The 23633-nt window shown below is 43.5% G+C and carries 16 protein-coding genes; 7 read left to right on the top strand and 9 right to left on the bottom strand.

All coding sequences use genetic code 11. The features are described from left to right. The first annotated feature begins 151 nt into the window (after positions 1-151). Positions 152-1696: a glycine--tRNA ligase gene (locus tag WKT12_RS12480; RefSeq protein ID WP_021970374.1), complete on the top strand. Its 1545-nt coding sequence runs from the start codon at positions 152-154 to the stop codon at positions 1694-1696. A gap of 14 nt (positions 1697-1710) precedes the next feature. After that, positions 1711-2355 (top strand): FKBP-type peptidyl-prolyl cis-trans isomerase, encoded by a 645-nt coding sequence (locus WKT12_RS12475; protein WP_340319862.1) that lies wholly within the window; start codon positions 1711-1713, stop codon positions 2353-2355. Between the two features lie 254 nt (positions 2356-2609). Here WKT12_RS12475 and WKT12_RS12470 read toward each other — a convergent pair whose 3' ends face one another. The 9 genes from WKT12_RS12470 to WKT12_RS12430 are packed head-to-tail and all read right to left on the bottom strand — an operon-like array spanning position 2610 to position 17767. Beyond that, complete coding sequence (locus WKT12_RS12470) at positions 2610-3086, bottom strand: lipocalin family protein (RefSeq protein WP_021970372.1); 477 nt, start codon at positions 3084-3086, stop codon at positions 2610-2612. A gap of 25 nt (positions 3087-3111) precedes the next feature. Continuing rightward, positions 3112-3930, bottom strand: coding sequence for a DUF1573 domain-containing protein (locus WKT12_RS12465; protein WP_021970371.1), 819 nt, complete (start codon positions 3928-3930; stop codon positions 3112-3114). Between the two features lie 18 nt (positions 3931-3948). After that, a complete protein-coding gene (locus WKT12_RS12460) occupies positions 3949-6036 on the bottom strand; it encodes a S8 family serine peptidase (protein WP_340319861.1) in 2088 nt (695 codons plus the stop codon). 24 nt (positions 6037-6060) lie between these two features. Then, positions 6061-7992: a BACON domain-containing protein gene (locus WKT12_RS12455; RefSeq protein ID WP_021970369.1), complete on the bottom strand. Its 1932-nt coding sequence runs from the start codon at positions 7990-7992 to the stop codon at positions 6061-6063. Positions 7993-8020: 28 nt separating this feature from the next. Further along, positions 8021-10729, bottom strand: a complete 2709-nt coding sequence (locus tag WKT12_RS12450; protein ID WP_021970368.1) for a DUF4458 domain-containing protein — start codon at positions 10727-10729, stop codon at positions 8021-8023. Further along, the gene (locus WKT12_RS12445) at positions 10729-12360 is read right to left on the bottom strand and encodes a hypothetical protein (RefSeq protein ID WP_340319860.1); all 1632 of its coding nucleotides are present in this window, start codon (positions 12358-12360) and stop codon (positions 10729-10731) included. The genes WKT12_RS12450 and WKT12_RS12445 overlap by 1 nt, the downstream gene beginning before the upstream one ends. A gap of 17 nt (positions 12361-12377) precedes the next feature. After that, complete coding sequence (locus WKT12_RS12440) at positions 12378-13262, bottom strand: DUF4984 domain-containing protein (RefSeq protein WP_021970366.1); 885 nt, start codon at positions 13260-13262, stop codon at positions 12378-12380. Between the two features lie 17 nt (positions 13263-13279). Continuing rightward, entirely contained in the window at positions 13280-14818 is a 1539-nt protein-coding gene (locus tag WKT12_RS12435) for a RagB/SusD family nutrient uptake outer membrane protein (protein WP_021970365.1), read from the bottom strand. 18 nt (positions 14819-14836) lie between these two features. Next, positions 14837-17767: a SusC/RagA family TonB-linked outer membrane protein gene (locus tag WKT12_RS12430; RefSeq protein ID WP_340319859.1), complete on the bottom strand. Its 2931-nt coding sequence runs from the start codon at positions 17765-17767 to the stop codon at positions 14837-14839. 1391 nt (positions 17768-19158) lie between these two features. Between WKT12_RS12430 and WKT12_RS12425 the strand changes: the two genes are divergently transcribed. The 5 genes from WKT12_RS12425 (at position 19159) to WKT12_RS12405 (ending at position 23616) form a co-directional block, all read left to right on the top strand. Continuing rightward, entirely contained in the window at positions 19159-19701 is a 543-nt protein-coding gene (locus tag WKT12_RS12425) for a TetR/AcrR family transcriptional regulator (RefSeq protein ID WP_269877121.1), read from the top strand. A 10-nt stretch (positions 19702-19711) separates the two neighbouring features. Continuing rightward, entirely contained in the window at positions 19712-20167 is a 456-nt protein-coding gene (locus tag WKT12_RS12420; protein WP_340319858.1) for a DUF2867 domain-containing protein, read from the top strand. A gap of 11 nt (positions 20168-20178) precedes the next feature. Beyond that, positions 20179-21027: an RteC domain-containing protein gene (locus WKT12_RS12415; protein ID WP_269877119.1), complete on the top strand. Its 849-nt coding sequence runs from the start codon at positions 20179-20181 to the stop codon at positions 21025-21027. 227 nt (positions 21028-21254) lie between these two features. Beyond that, positions 21255-21608, top strand: a complete 354-nt coding sequence (locus tag WKT12_RS12410; RefSeq protein WP_055095684.1) for a helix-turn-helix domain-containing protein — start codon at positions 21255-21257, stop codon at positions 21606-21608. Continuing rightward, the gene (locus WKT12_RS12405) at positions 21571-23616 is read left to right on the top strand and encodes a bifunctional DNA primase/helicase (protein ID WP_269877118.1); all 2046 of its coding nucleotides are present in this window, start codon (positions 21571-21573) and stop codon (positions 23614-23616) included. The genes WKT12_RS12410 and WKT12_RS12405 overlap by 38 nt, the downstream gene beginning before the upstream one ends. Positions 23617-23633: the final 17 nt, after the last annotated feature.

Genomic DNA, 23633 nt, shown 5'->3' with positions numbered 1-23633 from the left:
AGAAAAAAATAACCATCTTTCCTTACAGATTCCACCTATTCATAAGATAAATTAATACAGCTATTCTTATTTTTTGCTTATAAATACCTATCTTTGTGCCCTACTATATAAGAGAATGTAAAATAAGAAATATCAAAAATAAAAAAGAAAAATGGCACAAGAAGACGTTTTCAAAAAACTTGTTTCACATTGTAAAGAGTATGGTTTCGTATTTCCTTCAAGTGAAATTTACGATGGACTGGGAGCCGTATACGACTACGGTCAGATGGGTGTGGAACTGAAAAACAATATTAAACAGTACTGGTGGCAGAGCATGGTATTGCTGCATGAAAATATCGTAGGTATTGATTCGGCTATCTTCATGCATCCTACTATCTGGAAAGCTTCGGGACACGTAGATGCATTCAACGATCCCTTGATTGACAACCGCGACTCGAAGAAACGTTATCGTGCCGATGTGTTGATTGAAGACCAGATTGCCAAATACGACGAGAAAATCAACAAGGAAGTAGCCAAGGCTGCAAAGAAATTCGGAGATGCTTTCGACGAAGCTCAGTTCCGCAGCACTAATCCGCGTGTACTGGAGCATCAGGCTAAGCGTGACGCATTGCACGAACGCTATACAAAGGCTATGAATGCCGGACCGGATTTGAACGAACTGCGTCAGATTATCCTTGACGAGGAAATCGTTTGTCCTATTTCGGGAACGAAGAACTGGACTGAAGTCCGTCAGTTCAACCTGATGTTCTCTACAGAAATGGGTTCTACTGCCGAAGGCTCTATGAAAGTATATCTTCGTCCGGAAACCGCTCAGGGTATTTTCGTAAACTACCTGAACGTGCAGAAGACTGGACGTATGAAGATTCCTTTCGGTATTGCACAGATTGGTAAGGCATTCCGTAATGAAATTGTAGCTCGTCAGTTTATCTTCCGTATGCGCGAGTTCGAACAGATGGAAATGCAGTTCTTCGTTAAACCGGGTACTGAACTCGAATGGTTCCAGAAATGGAAAGAAACTCGTCTGAAATGGCACAAGGCGCTGGGCTTCGGCGACGATCACTATCGTTTCCACGATCACGAGAAACTGGCTCACTATGCTAATGCCGCTACCGACATCGAGTTCCTGATGCCGTTCGGATTCAAGGAAGTGGAAGGTATCCACAGCCGTACGAACTTCGACTTGAGCCAGCACGAGAAATTCTCTGGCAAGAGCATCAAGTATTTCGATCCGGAAATCAACGAATCGTATACTCCGTACGTTATCGAAACATCTATCGGTGTTGACCGTATGTTCCTGAGCGTGATGAGCGCTGCTTACTGCGAAGAAAAGCTGGAAAACGGCGAAACTCGTGTCGTTCTGAAACTGCCTGCTGCACTGGCTCCGGTAAAACTGGCTATCATGCCGCTGGTAAAGAAAGACGGGCTGCCTGAAAAGGCTCGTGAAATCATGAACGACCTGAAGTTCCATTTCCACTGTCAGTACGACGAGAAAGACAGTATCGGAAAGCGTTACCGTCGTCAGGATGCTATCGGTACTCCGTACTGTATCACTATCGACCATCAGACGCTGGAAGACAACTGCGTAACATTGCGTAACCGTGATACAATGGAACAGGAACGTGTGGCTATTGCCGACCTGAATAATATCATTGCCGACAAGGTTAGTATTACTACGCTGCTGAAAACTTTGCAGTAAATAAATGAATGTGCATGAATAAAAATATATTATGGCTGTTGGGTATCCTCCTCTCGCTGAGCATAGGCTTTGCTTCTTGTAGCGAAGATACGCCGGAAGCTGATCCATACAGTGACTGGGCGGTACGCAACAATGCATATATTGACTCCATAGCTTCTGTATGTGCCAATCCTCCAGCCGGGGAAAGCTGGTTGAGGGTACTTGACTACAAGATACAGACTGAGGCTTCGGAGGGATTGGGAAATCAGACTTATACGCCGGGAAAGAACGACTATGTGTATATGAAGCTTTTTCCGGAAGATAATATTGAACCGCTGGGTATTTCTCCCCTGGGAACTGATACGGTGGCTGTACACTATCGCGGAAAGCTGATCAACGGTACTGTGTTTGATGAGAGCTTTTCCGGCGACTGGAATGCTGCGGTCAGTGAACCGAGAAAGTTTGCTGTTTCGGCCGTGATTACAGGCTGGACTACTGCATTGATGCAGATGAAGGAAGGACAGCACGTCGAAATGTATATTCCGAATGGATTGGGATATGGAGCTGTTTCAAGTGATGCGATTCCTTCATATTCTACCCTGATATTCGATGTACGTCTGGAGGAGGTGATTCATCCCAAAGGTCCGGACGACCGTTCTCTGAAACTGAAAGTGGAATAACTCCCCATCTGTGTAAATAAAAAAAAGAAGTATCTGCTTGTTTCTCCGTTCAGGAGGAAAGGCGGGTACTTTCTTTTTTTATGGCTTGTTTGTTCCTGAAAGATGATTTACTGCTTGTGGACATCCTTAGGCTTGTTTCTGTTCAAATTATATAACGATTGGCAGGTATAGATAAAACAATACCCCGAAAGTCTCTTTTTTAAGGCTTTCGGGGTATGTGGCTTTTATGAATCTGATATTGGAAATAATATCGCTTACTGTTCTTCGTCTACCTTGGCAGCTTCTACTATCTCCTCAGGTACTTCGTCGACACGTACATATTTCGAAACTTCATCGCCGTCTTTTACGGTCCATACCATTGAACCGGATTGCAGCAGGTCGGTTACGATATATTTGTTGTTCCAGTCGCCGTTTTCGTAATCGTATTCTCCGCTGAGGATGTATCCGTAGTGACTATCCTTTTCGATAGAATAAGTACCGGTGATGTAGCGTGGATACATGCTGTCGTGTTTCTGGTACATTTCAAAGTTCCCTTTGCGGTCGAATATAACGTAGATATAGAAATCTTCCGGTACCTGTTCGCCGTTCAGTTCAGCCAGTTTCCATGTGCCCTGCATCGTGATGGGAGTCACTTCGAGCGACGGCTCCATAACCACTTCGTCTTCGCTACAAGAGAAAGTCATCAGCGAGATGACAAGCAACATCAATATGTTAACTATTTTCTTTTTCATCATGCTATCAATTGTTTTTTACTATTTATTTATCGGTCAGATTAACTTCCAGCGTGAGTGTGCGGTCACTTGGACGTCCTGTCACTCCATCAAGAATCAGAGGAGCCTTAAAGCTCTGTGTTCTTCCGGCCATCTTCGAGGCATCGATGCTTATTACGATGTCGGCTTCCTGTCCCGGATTGATGATTTCGGGCTCCGTTTTGAATGTTGCATATTGAGGCAAATTCATTACAGAAAGCTTCAGTGCTGTAGTACCGCTGTTGCCGCATAAAATTCTTTCCGTCTGCTTTTCGCTTCCTCCGGTCGTGATTCGGAATGTCACCTTGTTTTGTTTCAGCCTCAGTTTACCCATGGCGTACGGATATCGGCTCCATTCGTCACGACTTGGCAGCACATTGCCCAGCAGTACCAGCTTAGCCAGTGGCTGCTTGTCCGAAAGAGAAGAATATACGAATGTATTCGCATCGATGGTTCCCGGATGGTTCTTGGGGGTATAGGTTACACTGATGGAACCTTTTTCTCCCGGTTGTATCTGCAACTTGTCTGTCTGTGCAGCAGTACATCCGCAGTCGGTATGTATCTTGGTAATGACAACCGGCTGTGTACCGGCGTTTCTGAAGTCGAACTTCACCGTGACAGGCTGGTCATCTTCTGTCATTTCGCCCAGATTGATTACCGTCTGTTCAAACTCCAGCAGCTTTTCCGCTCCCTTCAGCAGTGAGGGATTGAGCAGCGAGTCTATCTCCTGACGGGTGAGCGGATGCGTGCCCTGGGCCATCAATAGCCCGGGGCAGCACATCAGTGCACTCAGTATCGTTAGTCTTATCGAATCAAATAGTTTCATTAATGAATTACTTTTTAATTACATCCAGCCGTTATCGTTAGCTCCTTCGCGTACGGTAACCGTTACAGTCTGCGATTTTCCGTTGCTTGTGCTTACTGTTAGTTTGGTAATGCCGGCTTTTACTCCAGTCACGCTCATCTTTGTGCCTTCTACAGATACGGTTGCGATAGAAGAATCGGCAATCGTACAAGTGTAAGTCAGCGATTCGCCGTCTACGAAATAGCGTGCCAGATCGATAGTTTCAGATTTACTGATACCTACATATACGTTTGGTACAATCATTTCCGAGCCACTGCCTTCAATAGCATTCAGCAGATTTCCGGCATTAACCAGTCCGGCACCCATTTTATCCTTGTATGCAGGCAAAGACATTTTGGTGATAGCCGTACCGATAATATTGTGGTTCATGTGGTAGATTTTGTAACCGGTATAGTTTGTATACAGTTCCTGTGATGATTCTTTCATCAGTTCGATGAATTCATAAGCCTTGAAGTGCTTTCTCATCTTTACTGCATACGACAGTCCCAAAGCTGCTACACCTGATACGTGAGGGCAAGCCATTGAAGTACCGTCCATGTATCCGTAAGCTGGTTGTCCGTTGCGGATAAGAGTCGACAGAATAGAACCTTGAGCATCGGCCAGTGTGAAAGACGAGTCGTAGTAAGTCTTGTCGCTTTCACCTATTTTGCCATAATATTCGAGGTCACCACCCGGAGCACTCAGTCCTACTTCTTCACCGTAGTTAGTATAAGAAGCGGGAGTGAAGTCGGCAGCTGTAGCTGATACTGTAAGACATTTAGAGTATGCACCCGGATAGCCCGGTACAGCAGCGTATTCGTTTCCGGCAGCAAAGATAGCCAGACCTCCGTCGATTACTCCGTTAGGAGAACCGGCATTGTTGATAAAGTAGTCGAGTGCTTCTTTTTCCAGCGGATAGGCAGTTTCCCATTCCTTTTCAGTTGCCGGTCCAGGAGTGTATCCTTCCATCGGGTTTGCCAGACCTGAGTTGTAACCCCAGCTGCACTGGATGATGACAGCACCATTGTCGGCTGCATACTTGATGGCTTTGGCTTCCATATCGAGTGTTACACCCGAATTTCCGGCAAATACTTGCAGTGACATGATTTTTACACCATCCTGCTTGCCAGAACCTCCGGCGATACCGCATACACCCTTGTTATTGTTGTTTACGGCAGCGATGATTCCCGCCACGTGAGTTCCATGACCTGTGTCGTTTACATCGTTCCAGGTAATGATACCAGAATCGGTAACGAAGTTGTATCCGTACTTGTCGCCGGCGTAACCGTTTCCGTCGTTATCCATTTTGCTGCCCAGTGTCTCATTGGGGTTTACCCAAATATTGTCTTGCAAGTCGGGATGGGTATACATTACACCTTCGTCGAGTACAGCTACAATGATAGAAGGGTCACCGGTACATTTTTGCCAGGCATTCATGCAGTCAACGTCACATCCGGGAGTTGCCTCTGCCGGATAATCTTCGTTCTGGTTTTCGAAAGCGTAGTTACCTGTATTGTTATAGTTCCACTGGAACGGGAATCCCGGGTCGTTGGGAGTGCCCGACATTGCAGCAAAAGCTGCCGGAGTGTTGTTTAAGGCATTTTCGCTGACGTATACTCGCTTTTCGTTCGAGTTGTATGCTTTTTTAATACGGTGGTTACACTGTACGTGGCTGATGTCACCCAGTTTCGACAACTGGCGTGCAGCTTCGTGCAGGTCGACGTTTTCATCGAATTTTACCAAGTACCACAAGTGCAGTCCGGCTGCACGTGTACGGGCCTCATTCTTGCTGTCTACCGGAAAGATACGTTCGAAACGGTATCCTCCAAGGATGTCGAGCACTTCATCGGTCGAGGGAATGCCGGAGCGGGTCATAGCCGCTCCGCTTCTTGACGCACGAGTCATGGTCTGGTCAAGAATATCCTCCAATTCCGGTTTGAATTTGATAATGAGTTCTCCGGGCTGAGCATCAGCCGGTATATATATTTCTGTATTTTGTTCCGAAGTATAGGCCTGTTCCAGTTCGTTGTCCGAACATGCTCCTAGGAACAAAGCAAGTGTAGCGATATATATATATCTTTTTTTCATTATATTCTAAAGCTTAAATTGTATTTATTCTCCTGCTGTTTCTTCTTCCATCACATATTTTCCGTAATATTTCGGGAATGCTGCATTCTGGTCGTTTGCTATTTTTCCGTAGAAATATTCAAAGTCCATAGGTACGTTGCTGAAACCGACAACTTCTCCATTCGAGTTCTTTCCTTCTTCCTGAGTGAATACCATTGATTCAGGATACCAGTCAATCAGATGCGGATGGAATAGAATCCAGTTAGGCACTTTTCCTGTCAGGAAGTTCAGGTTGAGGTAAAGCACTTGTGTGTTAGGCAGTACGCAAGGTACGTCTGAACCTTTGACAGAGAATTCTCCTCCATCGTATTTAACAGTAACGGCCTTGTCGGATGTCTTCAGCCACTGGCAGGTATCGGTCAGCAATGTGCAGACGTCAGCATCAGGATGCTTGCTGGCATACTGGCTGTAGTTGCCAAACTTAGCCATCATTTCCTCGTCGGTAGGCAGTTCGCCTTCGATGAATCCGTAAGAAAGTTCCAGCTGTTTGAGGGTATCCCATTCCAGCAATTTCATAAATTCATTCTTGTCGTTTGCCTTGTTGAGGTTTATATACATACCGATGTGTATGCCTTTCCATGTGTTGCCGCCTTCCATCTGCGACATGTCGAGCAGGGTATCGGTCCGTCTGCATCCCGACAATCTCAGATATTTCAGTTTCGGGAAGTTTTCCTTGTTGACCAGATCGGTTATCTGGCTCAGTGAAGCAAAGTTGTTGCTTTCCAGTCCCAATTCTTCCAGTCCTACATAACTCTTGTCGACTGTTCCACCCAGTTTGACGAATTCTTCAGGCAATTCTACCAGACCGTATGATGTGATAGAAAGCTTCTTGAGGTATTTCAGTTCACAGATTTCCGGGCCCAGTACGATTTCACGATCCTGACGGTTGGCGTTGCTCTGTACATGGAATGATTCAAGATATTTCAGATTCTTGATTTCCTGCGGCAATGTTTCCTTTGTATCGATCATGGCGATAGACAAAGAACGTACACGTCCTACGGCAGCTTCTTCAGGCAGGTCTTCGTCGGTTTCTTCCCACAGTGTCACATCGGTCCAGTTCTGCATGTTTTCGCTCACGTCGAGTGCATACATACATTGCAGTTTCTGGTTGATGAGGACTATAGAAATAGAGTCGCCTGCACGGTTGTCTTCTATCTTCATTGCCGGTTTCTGCGTAACAGTCAGGTAAACTCCGTCTATTTCATTACCGTCGCTGTCTATCAACTGGTCTTCACTGTTCTTGGCTACCAGCTTGATTGTAGCTACGCGGGTGTAAGGCACTGCGTTCATTTCCCATTTGAATCTTGCCTTTACCGAGCGTGGACGTGAACCTCTGTCAAGGTTCACGTTCAGATCTGATTCTTTCGGCAGTGTAAGCCAGTTTGCTTTATCCGATTCACTCATGCCTGCTTCGTCTTCTGCCGGAACTTCTTCGGCAAACGAGTAGTTTACGCTTTCGATTGCAAACTGTACATTGGTAGAAATAGTTACATCGAAATAACGGTTGTCTTCGATGTCAGAGTTTTCCAGTTCTACTTCCGGCTTGTCGAGGATGATTTGCTTTCCGAAGCCGAACTGAGTTACCTTCAGAATTTTCGGTGTATTACCTGCCGGGTTGAAACGAACTTGTGCAGTACGTGCCGTATAGGTCAGTGTAGAGTCGATGTTCAGTACGCAGGTAGCACTACCTGTTCCGTTGGCTGGCGATATAGATATCCATGGTGTAGAACTACTTGCCTGCCAGTTAACATCTGCCTTGACCATAATTTCTTTGAATGACTTTTCGGGTCCCACCGTGATTTCCTCTACATCGAGCGAGAGTCCGCCCGGGATGTTCAGGTCATCGTCTTCCTTACACGATGTGGTGATTCCTGCGACAACAGCCAGTCCAAGTATCAATCGATTTATAATTTTCATAATCAGTTATATTTCCTTTATTCTTTAATTATCGTTCTATTCCTAAAATGTCACATCCGCGGATATCCTGAGTCTTGTCGTAGAACAAGAGATACATACCAGCCTGGATAGCCGAACATACTCCCGACAAGTCTATTGATATATTCGGATTATCCTTGATATCAAGAATCCAAATATACGGAGTTATGGTTTCGTCCACTTTACGAATATCGTTTGAACCGATTTGCAACTGTATCAGACTCGGACACTGAGTGATACCTACAGGCCAGTCGCGCAGTGTGCGGTTTCCTTTTTCGTCTCTCTGATAACGGATGGCAAAGGCTTTCAGTTCACTACAGTTCAATGGCTGAGGCGGAACTTCTGAGAATGAGTTGTAACTCAAGTCGATACCGGTCAGGTAAGGAATGTTTGTTGCTCTGAAGTCATCGCACAGCTTGGTCAGCTTGTTAAAACGCAAGTCGATAGTTTCGAGCAGATAAGCATTAGAGCCTTGCATTTCACCTTCTTTCACTTCTGTCAGCTCGTTGGCAGACAAGTCCAGAGTCTTGATAGGAGAGCCAGACTTGAACAATGCTTTCGGGAAGTTTTTCAGCTTGTTGTATGCCAACGAAACCGTATATGCGTTGATACCCTTGAAGTTATCATCTCCTCCTGCAAATCCGGTAATCTTGTTGTGCGAGAAATCTACACTGTTCATGATATAGATAGACTTCGCATTGAAGATGTTAGGTACTTCTGTCAGTTCGTTATAAGAGAAACCTAATGTTTCTACCTCGTTGGTGAATGCACAGAAGTTGTCCGGAATAGATGTAATCTTGTTGTTATCCAGATACAGGGTAGACAATTTGATATCTGTTCCGAATGAGTGCAGGGTATGTATCTTGTTTGTTGTACAGTCAAGCATTTTAAACTTAACCATCTTATGCAACTGGGCATCATCAGGGAACTCTTCCAGGTTATTGTATCCCATGTAGAGAATCTGAAGTCTTGGTCCGGCAGGCATATCACACAGTTTAGACCAGTCTGCTCTCAACTGTTCTCCGGTAATATTCTGGTTGCAGGCAATGTTCAGCAACTGCAGCTCGGGAAGGTTACCTACCATGTCGAGTGGCACACGAGTTAAGTTTATACAGTTGTATATTTCTACGTCTGTAAGGTTAGTCATGTTTGACCAGCTCAGGTTTTCCTTTGCATATTGTTGTGCATAGTCAGAATTCGGGTCAGTCCAGTTTGTACAAATCTTATCGTAGGTGATAGGAGAGTTGGCCAGATAGAACTGCTGCAAATTCTTCAGGCGCATAACGGCCTTCGAAACACCTGTAATCTTGTTGGTTACAACTCCAATCTGAGTATCCTTCTTCGAAATGCTGCTGTATTTTTTAATCTTGTTATTCGGAGAAGAATAGTTGTTGATAGTCCACTGCAACATATCCGACATGTTTGCACGTACATCTCTGTCGAGGAAATGTTGCTTGTATTCCATACGCATTTCGTTGCGCTTGTCATCACTCATGTTGGGCTGTATTCCGTTAGGACCGAACAACATACCACCATAAGTTTCATCGTGTGAGCCCAAGGCAAGAATACGCAACTCTGTCAGCTGACCGATAGCATCCGGCAGTTCGCCCGAAGCACCGAATCCAGCCAAAGTCAGCGAAGTAATACGTCCGTTACCGTCGAGTGTTACTCCCGGCTGGTCACCCCACATGTCGATATCCTTGTTGAAGTTCCAGTTTGTACCTTGCGGATAAGTTGCACCATAATAGCTCCAGTTCTTTCCGCCCATCTTGTCCCATATCTCTTTCAGAGCCAGATAGTCTTTGATGTTTTCGGCAGTTTTCGATACCAGTACAGGAACAATGGCATATTCAGTCAGCTCATTGTCTTTTACAGTAAATGTTTCACCGCTTACTGCTTGAGTTTCGAGTTCGGTTTCTGTTACACCCGATTTAGAGTATACCGTGTACGATATGACCTTATAGTCACCTGCAGGCAACCATACAGCAGAGTCACAATAAGCTACTCCGTGGTCTTTGTACTTATTGTTTTCGCTGTCCGGGTCATTCAGTTCGTATTCCTCTTCGTATCTTGCGTTCAGTTTCTCGAATATATAAGTCATCTGAGTGAAAGTGTTCTGTACCTGAATGGTAGCCAGCTGAATGTTGCTGAACAGGTAACCTTCGTTGTCGCTTGCACGTGACTGCGTATTAACATCAGGCAACTGCTTTTCCAGTTTGAACTTGACAGAACCTCTGGCCTGTGAGTCTATGGTGAGGTCTTTTACCGTCAGTCCGGAAGGAACGACTGTAAACATTTCGTCAGGGTCGGCCGAAACTCCGTCGATGACTTCATCCATTTTATTATAGATCTTATATCCGATCACTCTGTAGTCGCCGACGAGTAACTGTAGTTTGTCACTGCGCAAACCGTATTCCGCATTTTCGTCGTTGTATGCGTTCAGTACCAGTGTCTGTGTAATGCTGATACCATTGTATCGCATTTCCACTTCTATTTTCTGTGCTTCGCTCAGTTTGTCTATCGAGGCACGAGAGGCAGCACTTTGTGCTGCACCTTCTTCATTGTAAGATGCTTCCTTGTAAAGCTTGAACTGAACGTAGCCGTATTGGCTCTGGCTCACTTCTTCATCGTCAGAGCATCCGCTCATAGCCATGCCCGAAAACATGGCTATGAGTGATACAAATAATAGTTTTACTATATTAAATCGTAGTTTATTCATTATAACCAAACTTGTATTCCACATTCAATTAAAAAGTCCATCATATCGAAGTTAGCTACACCCACAGTCATAATAGGTTGGTCCTTAATCTGGTCTTGAGTAGGAGCACCAGATATAACGATATAAGTCTTACCGTCGATTGTTTCGGTAGTTGTCTTGGTATTTGTCCAAGCCCAATTGTTCATTGCTCCTACCTTATATCCTTCAGGGATTTCGCCAACTATTTCTAAGTAGATCTTGTTTCCGTTTTCCATAAGCGACTTGTCGGATAATACTACATACCAGAAGTTAGGAGTCGTCTTATCTTCGTATGGGAAGTACGGTGTGTTCGGATCACTCAGCATAGCTGCACCGTCGGGTACACTTGTAAACGGAACCAGTTCGCCGGAGCTATTCTTTACGTATCCTTTGATTTGCAGGTTCGTCACTTTCTTCTCAGGTTCCTGAGTGAAGCTTACCATAATATTTTTCTGGTAAGTATAAGAATCGAAGTAGCCTTCCGAGTCGAGCAGTATCTCGTTGTATCTTCCTTTATACTTTTCACAGAAGTCCTTAGAGAACAGCAGAACAATAGCTCCTCTTTCTGTATCACCTGTCAGCTTATCGACATCCAGTGAAACCTTTTTGCCGTTGATGTTTACCTTAACCCAGCTTTCCATGCCGGTAGCATCGAAGTTATAGGTGTATACATAATTGTTAGGGTATAACTCTTTTCTTTCTACACTACCGATGATGTAGCCAAATTCATCGTTTCTTACCTGGTCTACTGTCAGTGTAAGCGGTAGTGAGTAAGTAGTTTCCTCTCCAGTCATGGCGTTTGCTATAGAGAAGTAAGTAGAGTTATAATCCAGTGTCATGTGGCTCTTGCTGAAAGACAAGTCTGTTTCAACGTAAGAAATGACCGTTTCCTTCAGCCCTTCGTAAGAAACAGGTATTTCTACTTTCTTCGACATGTCTTTCGTAGCTATAACAATCTTGTCTTCAGCTTTATTGAAAGAGTAAATCGGTGAAAGGCCCGATGTCTTGTCGAATGTAAGCTGGAAAACTCCCGGAGTTTCTTCAGTAGTCAGAGCTTTAAGCCAGTTAGGCTTTTCAGCAAATCCGACCGGCTGTTCCGACTCAACAGTGATGGTGGTATACACGATATCATAGGCATTGTCTGTCAATCCGCTACCTTTGATAACCAATGGATGTTCAGCATCGTATATATTTCCTTCTTCATCCTTTATAACCAGATCAGCATATACTTTTTCGTTGCAGGATATTTTGCAGATCACCTGTGATTGTTCTCCTATCTTAAGTGATATCTCGGCTACATCACCGGTTTCCTGGAAAGGAGAAATAATAATCTGTATGTTTTGTTCACCTGCTTTACCATAAGTAACAGTTGCCGGAATTCCGTCGTTCTCAAACTGACACCATCCTTTGTTACTTGTCAAGGTCCAGTCTGCATTGGCTTCGAAAGACAGTTCCTTCGTTTCTCCGGCGTTGCAAGTTATTTCTGTCAGGGCTGGAAATTCCGGAGTTACAGACGGAGTGTCAGAGTCGTCGCTACATCCTGTAAATGCAATCCCCAGAATCATGGCAAGCACCATAAACAGGTTCGTTGATTTCGTATAAAATGTTTTCATTATTAATTACCTTTAAATTAATAACCTTGTTCTTTTAACTTCTCGGCTTCAGCGTCGCTTATCCATTCCAGAATGTTGACATAAGTACCTACGGTTCCTACACCGTCTACATAAATCGTAACATACTGGAGAACGAAATTCTCGCATGAGCTATAGTAAGAAGTATACATGGTGGGCTGATACATCAGCAAGTTACCGTCGCCATAGATGGTTCCGAATGCTTCGCTGGTATTTCCGCAGACTTGTTCTTCCATGTTAACCAGTGGCTCAAGCAGATTCTTGCGGTCGAAATCCAGAACGATGTCGTAACCCTTGTAATACAAGTCGTGCAGTATTACCGAGTTTTCCTTTTCCGGGTTGACTTCGGTCTTGATAAGACGCATTGTTACGTTCTGCATGTAGTCATTAAAGAATGTAGAAGTAACCTTGCAATATCCGGTAAACGAATTGATGTCGAATGGACATGCTTTCTGCAAAACAACCTTCGAGTCGATGCCATATAAGCTCCACTGCTCTTCCTTCGGGATAATCAGACGGAGTCCTACGGTGAGATAATCATTGATTCCAATGTTATCATAAATTCCCTGAACCTGTACATTGGCTGCACATTCACCAGCCTTGATAGTAACAGTGTTCGACAACAGTTTGTAATGCTTTCCTTCCACTGCATCGCTGATGCTGTCTACCACTTCTACGGCAAATGTACGGTCGTAGTCGACAGGTACAGTGGCAGAAACCGGTACATTGAATACCTCTCCGGTTTCCTGTACGGCATAGCGGTAAAGCGTATCGGAAAACATAAGATAATTGGGACCTTCATAAGTAGTTCTTTCCGAATCACATCCGGCAAGCCCCATCAAAACAGCAATAACTGCGATACAACCTATAAACAGTTTTTTCATTATCGTATGTTTTTAACTTATTTATTACTTTCATTAGGTGCGATGTCAGCTCCCGGTGCCTCTATCTCATGCTGAGGAATAGGCCATACGAAGAGCGGATCGTCTTTTTCTACCTTCAGACTGCTGCCGTTGCTCAACGACTGATCCTGAGGAGTGCGCTGGAAGCCTTTATGCCAACGTTTCAGGTCGTTCAGGCGGAAACCTTCCATGTACAGTTCTTTTACACGCTCTTGTTCGATGACATCCATGGCGTTGTCTTTCGACAGAGCTGTAGAACCTCCGTAAGAAGAGTAGCGTGCCATACGCAGGGTAGTGATGTCGCTTCCCGCCTTTGAGTAGTCGCCTTTCTGTGCGTATGCTTCAGCACGGATAAGGTACTGTTCCGACAGACGGAATACTTTAGGCATACTGACATGCAGAATGTTTGCATTCATGAATTCTTCATTTCCGAAGTACTTGATCAGCAGCGGCCAAGTCAGCGCATGGTCGTAACCGGTAGTAAACGACTGGAAGAATGTAGTAGCACGCAGGTCGTTTGCGTCGTACAGGTTCAGTACCCACAAAGCCGGTACATAGTCAGGCTTCAGAGTCTGATAGTTGTAATTGGCAAAGATGGTACCCAGTGCGCCACCGTATGAGTTGATGGTGAATCCTACTTTCCAGATGATTTCTGTAGAGTGGTCGTTAGTCCACATGTATTTGTAGTAGCTTACGCCCGAAGAGATTTCCTGATTACAACTTGACAATGCATAATATTGTGGTTCTCCGTTTCCGCCGATAACTTTCGATGCGTATTTGATGGCATCATCCCAGCGCTTCATGTACAGTGATATACGTGCGCGCAGCGCGTGTACGGTATATTCATTAAAGTAAGGAGAGTCGTACAATGCTCCGTCGGTAGCCGAGTTGTAGTCGTCTTCCAGTTTCAGGAGATCGGCTGCTCTGTCCAGATCGTCCAGAATGAACTTATACGAATCTTTCAGGCTGGCACGTACGATAGGTTCGTTTCCTTTGTAGTGTTCGGTAATTACCACACCCAGCTCGTTGGCAGCATCCTCATCGCTTTCGTAAGGTTTGCAGTACATTTTAACCAGTTCCGAGTATGCCAGTGCACGTGCGAAATAAGCTTCTCCGCAGTACTGGTCCAGACGGTCATAATCCTCGTCGGTCTTGATTGACTGCTTTACTTTCTCTACGTTGTCGAGCAGAAAGTTACAGCGGTTAATGACACCGTACAGCGCACCGTATACAGCTTCCACCTGTTCGTTGGTAGGATGGATGTCTTTCCAGCGCCAGATATTTCCATAGACATTCGAATTTCCGTTTACGCCATAAACGAAATCGGCCTGCAAATCGGGCAGCAGAGTCAGGTATCCGGAGTACAGATAAGAACTCTTGAATGCATCATATATACCGATTACAGCCAGATTAGCATCACTTACTGTATTGATAGCCTCGTCTTGCAGGATAGAATCTTCCGGATACTTGTCGAGACAGGAAGTAGCAAGCAGGGCTACAGCGGACAATATGAAATATTTCTTTATTTTTTTTATCATTTTTCTTTTCTATATTAATTAAAATGAAACCTCTACACCAAGTGTAAACTGTCTTGACATAGGATACTGTGCCTGGTATATGTTTGAAGAAGATTCAGGGTCAAGACCTGTAAATCCGGTAAACGTCAGTAAGTTCTGTCCCTGCAAATAGATTCTTGCCGAACTGAAGAAATTGGTCTTGCTCAGCAGTCGCTGCGGGAATGAGTAAGCCAGCGTAACGTTCTTCAGACGCAGGAAAGAAGCATTCTCCAGGAAACGGTCGTCAAACTGAGGAGTAACACCGTGACGGGGAATATCGGTAATATCTCCCGGCTGTTTCCAGCGGTCGTACAGCAGTCGTTTAGACTGGTTGTATGCGGCATACAGTCCGTTGCTTTCTTCAAAGTAGCGGTCGTTGTTGAACATCCAGCGGTCGGCTACCCAGCTGAACTGAGCGGCGAGCGAGAAACCCTTCCATGCCAGCGATGTTCCGAAACCACCCTGCCAGGGAGCATCAAAGCTCTTGCCGGTCATCACCTTGTCTTCTTCGCTGTATTCGTTGGTAATCTCACCATCCTTGGTATACCACAGCGCATCACCGTTGGCCGGGTTTACTCCCGCGTAGCGGTTGATATAGAATTCGCTTACTGAATGACCTACAACCAGCTTGGTAGCTGTAGTAGATACTTCGTATTCCTGTACTCCGTCGTAGAGTTCCAGCAGTTTGTTCTTGTTGTATGATGCATTGGCGTTGACGTTCCATACAAAGTCTTTCGTACGGATTACGTCGGCACTAACGTTGAATTCCACACCACGGTTCAGCATGGCACCGATGTTATCCCAGTGTTCTCCTTCGCCGGTCAGGGCATATGAGTCGGGTACCAGCATCAGCATGTTGGTTGTTTTCTTGTTATAGAATTCGATATCGAGGTTGATGCGGTCGATGAATCCCAGGCGCAGAGCTACGTTGCTCGACCAGAGTTTTTCCCAGCTCAAATCCTCGTTTCCGCTCTGTGACGGATAGATACCGGCCTGATCTTCGTAATTGGCTTTACCTGAAACCAGTGCCAGGTGATCGTAGTCGGGGATAGAAGAGTTACCCGAAGTACCTGTACTCAGTGCAATCTGTGCACTGCTCAACCATTCGATGTCTTTCATTAGCGGTTCACTCTTCAGGTTCCACATGAAGCCCAGTGACCAGAATCCTGCCCAGCGGTTTCCTGTACCGAAACGTGAAGAAGCATCGGCACGTACAGAGAAGTCTGCGTAATACAGATCCTTGTAGTTATATTCGCCACGTCCGAAGAAAGACAAATACGAATAAGAGGTTGTAGAATCTGCCCACGATGAAGCACGTGTACCCGAGCTGATGTTTGTCAGGAAGTCATTCGACTGTCCGCTGGTGATAACCTGGAATCCTTCCGAGCGGTAGTCTACACCTTCCTGTCCCAGCAAGAAGTTGAATGAATTGTCGCTGTTCATTTCCCAGCGGTAGTTCACTGTCGTAGTTTCTGTCAGGTTCAGCATATCCGAGGAATTACGTCCTGCCGTACCGTTTTCGTTGTTGATGATATAGCTCGGGAACGATTGCATGAATGCGGTCGTATGCGAGAAGTCAGCACCGAACTGTGCACGGATAGTCAGGTTCTTTATCGGAGTAATTTCGGCAAATACGGTCGACAACACCTTATATTTCTTGTTGGTTACCGGATTGTTTGCCATCCATTCGATAGGGTTTGAACCTGTTCCGGTCCATGTTCCGTCGTTTTCCGAAGCCAGTGAGCCGTCTTCGTTGTACGGATTCCAGTACGGAAGCATAAAGCGGCAAGCCGAAATCGGAGTGTACAAAGCATACGAACCATCGTCGGCCTGTTCTATTTCTTCGTAGGCTACCATCGAGTTGGTACCCACTTTCAGCCAGTTGCTTGCCTTTACTTCGGCATTGGCACGCATGTTATAACGGCGGAAAGTAGAGCTTTGTGCGATACCATCCTGGTCGTAGAAACCTCCCGAAACGAAATAGTTCAGACGGTCGGTAGCACGGTTTACTGATATTTCATAGTTTTGCAGCGGTGCACGGTCGTTAAACACCATGTCCAGCCAGTTGACGTCGGTACGCGACAGAACGTCGTAGTCCTTGCCTGTATCAATACCGATTTCTTTTTCGTACTGGATACGTTCGGCTGTATTCATCATGTTCCAGTTGTTCTGAGCCAGTTGCGAGAAACCGTATTGTGCACGGAAGGTCACCTTAGCTTTATCCATCGCAAGACCGCGCTTGGTAGTGATTACAACCACACCGTTGGCAGCACGTGCACCATAAATAGAGGTAGAAGATGCATCTTTCAAGACAGAAATAGATTCGATGTCACTCGGACTGATTGTATTGAAGTCTGAGCTGGAGATAGGTACACCGTCAAGAATAAAAAGCGGTGAAGTACCCGAGTTGATAGAGTTGGTACCACGAATCTGGAAAGTGGCAGCCTTGCTGGGTTCACCTGAGTTAGAGATGACCGACAGACCGGTAGTCTGTCCCTGCAATGCTTGGTCGAAACTCGGAGCAGGCACGTTTTCCAACTTGTCATTTTTCACGGTAGATACGGAACCGGCGATTGTTCCTTTTTTACGGACACCATACGCCACGACAACCACGTCGTCCATCAGGTGCGAATCGTCTTCCATTGCTACGTTCAGCACGCCGGTTCTCGAGTTCACTTTTAGTTCCTGCGTTTGCAGTCCAATATAAGAGAAGACCAAAGTGGCTTCACCACCTTGAATCTGCAGCTCATAGTTACCATCGATGTCGGTAACCACCCCATTAGTAGTTCCTTTTTGCAAGATAGATACACCAATCAGCGGTTCGTTGTCGGATTTCGACACCACATTACCCTTGACTTTGTACATCTGGGCTAATGCCGACTGGATGCCTAACACTGCAAAAAAGAGTAACCAAAGACTAAATCTTTTCATCTTTTGCCTGTTAATAATAAAATTAATGATTAATAAATAGTTATTCTTTTACTCTCTCTACTACCTTTGATGCCTGATGAATTTATCTGTTTCTTCATTACTCGTTTTACGGAAGCGTTTTTAGGGCTACCTTAAGTTTGATAGGGCAAATAAGAAACCTGGCTGTTATGGTTAAGATAACGCCAATATAAACCTCTACGAAATCTTTATTAAAGACTTCATAAGGCAGATCAAAGGAAACAAAAGTTCGGTTTTTGTGTACTCAGAATCTATGTGTTGTTTAAATTATGATTGGCCTGCTCCGCTCTGCCGATATATGCGGCATAGGTTGGAAAACGGATGGCTTGGAAACACAATGGCAGTTTCTGAAAAAAAGGAAAGGTAGCTAAAAAGCATCACGCGATTTTATGTTGCAGAAAAGTTTTTTTGAGTTGCGTAAAAGCTGATTTGCTGAATAAACATTTGTTTTCATTTTTCCCTCTCTTTAAAAACTGATTTTAAATAAAAAACATTTTTTCCTCGCAAAGTTAGTATAAAAATTAGCAATAAGATGAAAAAATAATATATTTTATTTTAGTTATCTGAAGAAAATATTGGAAAAAGTGCTTGTAAAATACAAATTCGTATTTAATATGTATTTTTATGTGCTTTTACGGCTTTTTATTCCGATAAAAATGGAATTCTTTCATTTTGTATATAAGTTATGGGAAAAAAGTGTTATCTTGTTTCTTCTTAAGTGCTGGATGAAGGGGCTGTGCAAAAATAAACTTTTCCCCAATAACTCGCGCCAGATATAATAGAGGTAGTCTTTGTGGAAAGTAACTCCAAAAAGGTATTTTATGGATAGTCGGCATACTCGTAAAAAATATCTTTTTAATGGAGGAGCTTTATCTATGTCTGTTGAAATTGGCTATGGGTGTTATTGATGGAAAATGTTTTTACGTTGATTCGTGATTGATTTCAGTTTGCGGTATAGATAAAAAGAAAACCGCTGATAATAAGTAATTATCAGCGGTTTTTCTTTCTGGTGATCCGCTTGGGTCTTGAACCATGCGGCTCACAAGTCTTAAAATCAATATTTTAGCGTACCTCAATCTTTAAGGGGGGTACGAATTAGGCACTTTTTTCAAAGAACATTTGACTTCCCTTGTCAGGATTGTGTCTGCCTTTATCTTCGGTTCAAAGATACTACTTTGTTTTCAAATACACAAATTATTGAAAATAAATATTCTACGGTTAGTGCAAGGTGCAAGCTATATATATAAATATAGACTTGCACCTTGCACTAAAGTTTCTCCTACTAATTATTTTTATTGTATTGTTATTTGCTTATTTAGCATTTACTTGATATATTTGCATACCATACAGTATGGTACTACAAAAAAGAAAATATGAAAAAAGTAGAGAAAAAACAATGGTTCATTATGGGGCTTCAAATCATAGAAAATGAAGGAGTTTCTAAAATTACAATAGATAACTTATGTAATCTATTAGAAATCACAAAAGGAGCATTTTATCATCATTTTAAGAATATTGACGGATATATAGATGCTCTTATGACTTTTTGGGTAAAAGAGAATACACTTAATTTTATAGAGGATGTCGAGAAATTAGATACTGTAAAAGAGAAGCTATATACTTTATCGCACATGTCAGCTTCCTCTAAATATAAATGTGAGGGAAGAATTAGAGGATGGAGCTATACAAATAATATCGTGCAACAACATGTAAAGCAAGTAGATAAATTGAGATTAGACTATTTGACAAAGTTATTTCAGAATTGTGGATATGAGGCTGAATATGCGCATAAAAGAGCCATAATACAATACGGTTTATTAATAGGTTTACAACATATATGTTCTGAAATTCCTATCAGTGATTTCAATGAGCTTCAAAATATGTTAATTAAAAGATTTGAAACAAATGTCGAATAATATTCATATAATGATACAAGAGAATAGCTTAATTAAGAAGTATTTACCTGTAAATTATGAAGATTGCTTCAGCCAAACGATGGTGAATAAACCGTATATGTCTGTTAAAGATTTATTTAACTTGATATTTCGCCAATATCCTCAATGGGTATTATGGTTATTAAAGTTACGTGATATAATAGTGAAACCGTTTGGATTAAAAACAAATAAATCATTTGAGGATATAATTGTAGAGCAAAATAATAATGAAATAATTATAGGAACAAATGACAAGCATTTGACATTTCATGTTTCATTATTTTGTTCCGATTTGAGTGATAATAAACAAATAATAAGCATAAGTACATTTGTTAAATATGAAAATATTTTAGGTAGAATTTATTTTGCAGCAATATGGTTATTTCATAGGATTATTATTGCTTATTTATTCAAACGAGCTATTATAAAATGGAGCAAGCAATCATGATATAAATATATATGAAAGAAGTGTTTGATAAAATATTGGCACAAGTTAATGAAGAGATTGATAAAATCGATCTCTACGACTTCGATATTATCGAAACTTCTCTTTCAATGGTACTTCGGCTACAAAGTGTTCTAACTGATTTGAGAAACCAACTACAAACCTATGTGTTTTCCTCAAAAGAGGAAGAAATATTCTTTTTCAAAAATCAGAAACCTGAATTATTAGGTAGATTATTGTATTTCTATAAAATATATCGTATAGAAACGCAATGCCCGACAGGGAGTAATGAAGTAATAAGGCTCTATATCAATAAAGAACTGGATAGTCTGACTTATTTTTTCAATCGAAATTTAGACTTCTACCAATATTACCGTTCTCATTCAACAATCCATGATGAGCACTATTTTTTGCGTGGTAGAACAGACATTCGTTTATGTACCGATAGTGCGCAATTTGATAAAGACCCTAATTTTTCAACCGGATATGATTATAAAGTCGCAAAAATACTTGCTAATGAAATGTTACGCATTTATCTGAACAAGAGATTACAAAAACTTGAATGCGACAGTTACATAGAGGATAAACAAACCGTTACAACAAAGATTCCAATTCGTTTTACAGGGAAAAAGAATGCCTTGATAGAATTAGGCTATGCCCTCGTTTCTTCCGGAGATATAAATCACGGCAATATAGAGATTAAGGAGTTTATGAAATACCTTAGTTCCATATTCAACATAGACTTAGGCGGCTATTATGATGCGTATATCGCCATGAAAGAACGAAAAGACCAGACTGCCTACTTGAATTTGCTGGCAGAAAAACTATCCAAACGAATGAGAGAAGATGACAATAAGAGATAATCATCTGATATTCTTATCTATAAAATACCGTGTTCATACCGACACGGTATTTTTATTTTCATCTTGTTTTGTTCTCAAAACTAGCTTGGCTGTACTTCTTTAAGCTGAAATCTCATTAAAAACAGTCCTAAAATACACTGAAAATATTTTTACCATGACGGTATGAACCATGACTTTTAATCATTTTCATATCCCGAACTTTGCAGCAAAATCAATTAGTTAACAATATGGATGTGATTACAATTGAATCAAAAGCCTATAAGGAGATAGTGGCTAAGATAGATGTGATAGCCAATTATGTGTTTTCACAGGAGGACACGAAAAACGAGGATGAAATCTGGGTGGACAGTTACGAGGTCTGCACATTTCTCCAAATCAGCGACCGAACATTGCAACGTTTGCGTGCAAAAGGTGTAGTCGCTTTTTCTAACATTGGAGGACGGTGTTATTACAAGATAGGCGAACTGAAACGCCTGCTGGAAGAACGGCTGATAAAGAGTAATGACGAATGTATGCGTAACCTGATAACCAATCATGAATTGTATGCTAAGGAAAGAAGAAATACTAAGCAGGACAAATAACGGCTTGTCGGTGTTCAAACACTACCTGTCCGGTAACTGGCGCATCGGTAGAAACTTTCTCAATCCATTGTATGAAGACAGCAAGGCTTCCTGCAACATCTACTTCGACCGCCATAGCGGTATGTACAAGATGAAAGACTTCGGCAACGACAATTACAGCGGCGACTGCTTTTTCCTCGTGGGACAACTGAAAGGGTTGGACTGTAATCGGGCTTTGGACTTCATTGAGATACTGGAAACCATCGACCGGGACTTGGGATTGGGCTTATCTTCCGGGACACCCGTTCCTATATCCCAGACTACCGACAAACGTATTGTGGCGAACACACCTGTTGAACCGCCCGAAAAGCCTGTCAAGCCTTACCAGTTCAGGGAGCAGAAATTTTCCACCGCAGAAATGGAATACTGGCGGCAGTACGGCATCACTCCCGAAGTGTTGGAGCATTACAAGGTCTGCTCACTCCGGGAATACAGCAGTGAAACGGCAGAGGGAAAGCCATACACCTACATTTCATCGGCGACAGAACCGATGTACGGCTACAAGGGCAAACAGTACATTAAGCTGTACCGTCCCTTTTCCACACCCCGTTTCCTATATGGCGGCAGCTTCGGGGAAAACTACTGTTTCGGATTGGAGCAACTGCCCGCCAAAGGTGACACATTGTTTATCACGGGTGGCGAGAAGGACGTACTTTCACTGGCGGCACATGGCTTTCATGCCATCTGCTTCAACAGTGAAACGGTAACGATACCGTCCACGCTGGTTTATCGGCTGACGTTCCGTTTCAAGCACATTGTCCTGCTTTTCGACATGGACAAGACAGGCAGGGAGAGTTCAAGCAGGCAGGAAAGACTGCTGGGGGAATTTGGCGTGAAACGCCTTTCTCTACCGCTTCCGGGCACGAAAGAGGAAAAGGACATATCGGATTATTTCAAGGCGGGTAACACCCGTGAAGATTTCCTGAAACTGTTTATCAGATTTTTAGACGATCTATATAGCGACACACTGATTATGCTTAAATCATGCGAGATAGACTTCAACAATCCGCCCGTCAAAGCACAGGTCATCATATCGGCGGGCGATGTTCCACTGGGAACACAAGGCAACCTGTTCGGCATCACCGGGGGCGAGGGAACTGGCAAGAGCAACTATGTAGCCGCAATCGTGGCAGGCTGTATCAGCCCTCCCGATACGGAAACAGACACGCTGGGCATACGGATAACCGCTAACGACAGTCACAAGGCGGTCTTGTTCTATGATACCGAACAGTCGGAAGTACAGCTTTTCAAGAACGTAAGCAACCTGCTGGCACGTGCGGGGCAAAAGGAAAAGCCGGAAGAACTGAAAGCGTTCTGCCTTACGGGAATGTCCCGAAAGGAACGGTTGAACGCTATAATACAAAGCATGGATAAGTTCTACTACCAGTATGGCGGCATCCAGTTGGTTGTCATTGACGGCATCGCCGACCTCGTAAAGAGTGCCAACGATGAAGCGGAAAGCGTGGCGGTGATAGATGAACTGTATCGGTTGGCGGGTATCTATAACACTTGCATACTTTGCGTGCTTCATTTTGTCCCGAACGGATTAAAGCTGCGTGGACATCTTGGAAGCGAACTGCAAAGGAAGGCAGCTACCATCCTGTCAATCGAAAAAGACGATGAACCCACGCAATCGGTAGTGAAAGCCCTGAAAGTAAGGGACGGAAGCCCGCTGGACGTGCCGCTGATGCTTTTCGCATGGGACAAGAAAGCCGGGATGCACACGTACCGGGGCGAAAAGCCACGTGAAGAAAAAGAGAAACGCAAGGAAAGGGAACTGGTGGGTGTAGCCCGTGATATTTTCGGACGGCAGACACACATCACCTACATTGACCTTTGCGAACAGTTGCAACAGGTGCTGGACATCAAGGAGCGGACAGCCAAGAACTATATCCGTTTCATGCGGGAGAAAGAAATCATCCTGAAAGACCCAGCAAACCAGAGTTATTTTATGATAGGTCTCATTTAATTTCAATCGGGGGTAGC

Source organism: Phocaeicola sp. HCN-6420, assembly GCF_037890145.1.
Classification (GTDB): Bacteria; Bacteroidota; Bacteroidia; order Bacteroidales; family Bacteroidaceae; genus Phocaeicola.
Note: the sequence above shows the minus strand (reverse complement) of the source record. Positions and strands in the feature narration are given on the sequence as shown.

Excerpts from the sequence above, each read along its gene's own strand:
- WKT12_RS12480 (WP_021970374.1), top strand. The coding sequence starts at position 152 with ATGGCACAAGAAGACGTTTTCAAAAAACTTGTTTCACATTGTAAAGAG.
- WKT12_RS12475 (WP_340319862.1), top strand. The coding sequence starts at position 1,711 with ATGAATAAAAATATATTATGGCTGTTGGGTATCCTCCTCTCGCTGAGC.
- WKT12_RS12470 (WP_021970372.1), bottom strand. The coding sequence starts at position 3,086 with ATGAAAAAGAAAATAGTTAACATATTGATGTTGCTTGTCATCTCGCTG.
- WKT12_RS12465 (WP_021970371.1), bottom strand. The coding sequence starts at position 3,930 with ATGAAACTATTTGATTCGATAAGACTAACGATACTGAGTGCACTGATG.
- WKT12_RS12460 (WP_340319861.1), bottom strand. The coding sequence starts at position 6,036 with ATGAAAAAAAGATATATATATATCGCTACACTTGCTTTGTTCCTAGGA.
- WKT12_RS12455 (WP_021970369.1), bottom strand. The coding sequence starts at position 7,992 with ATGAAAATTATAAATCGATTGATACTTGGACTGGCTGTTGTCGCAGGA.
- WKT12_RS12450 (WP_021970368.1), bottom strand. The coding sequence starts at position 10,729 with ATGAATAAACTACGATTTAATATAGTAAAACTATTATTTGTATCACTC.
- WKT12_RS12445 (WP_340319860.1), bottom strand. The coding sequence starts at position 12,360 with ATGAAAACATTTTATACGAAATCAACGAACCTGTTTATGGTGCTTGCC.
- WKT12_RS12440 (WP_021970366.1), bottom strand. The coding sequence starts at position 13,262 with ATGAAAAAACTGTTTATAGGTTGTATCGCAGTTATTGCTGTTTTGATG.
- WKT12_RS12435 (WP_021970365.1), bottom strand. The coding sequence starts at position 14,818 with ATGATAAAAAAAATAAAGAAATATTTCATATTGTCCGCTGTAGCCCTG.
- WKT12_RS12430 (WP_340319859.1), bottom strand. The coding sequence starts at position 17,767 with ATGAAAAGATTTAGTCTTTGGTTACTCTTTTTTGCAGTGTTAGGCATC.
- WKT12_RS12425 (WP_269877121.1), top strand. The coding sequence starts at position 19,159 with ATGAAAAAAGTAGAGAAAAAACAATGGTTCATTATGGGGCTTCAAATC.
- WKT12_RS12420 (WP_340319858.1), top strand. The coding sequence starts at position 19,712 with ATGATACAAGAGAATAGCTTAATTAAGAAGTATTTACCTGTAAATTAT.
- WKT12_RS12415 (WP_269877119.1), top strand. The coding sequence starts at position 20,179 with ATGAAAGAAGTGTTTGATAAAATATTGGCACAAGTTAATGAAGAGATT.
- WKT12_RS12410 (WP_055095684.1), top strand. The coding sequence starts at position 21,255 with ATGGATGTGATTACAATTGAATCAAAAGCCTATAAGGAGATAGTGGCT.
- WKT12_RS12405 (WP_269877118.1), top strand. The coding sequence starts at position 21,571 with ATGCTAAGGAAAGAAGAAATACTAAGCAGGACAAATAACGGCTTGTCG.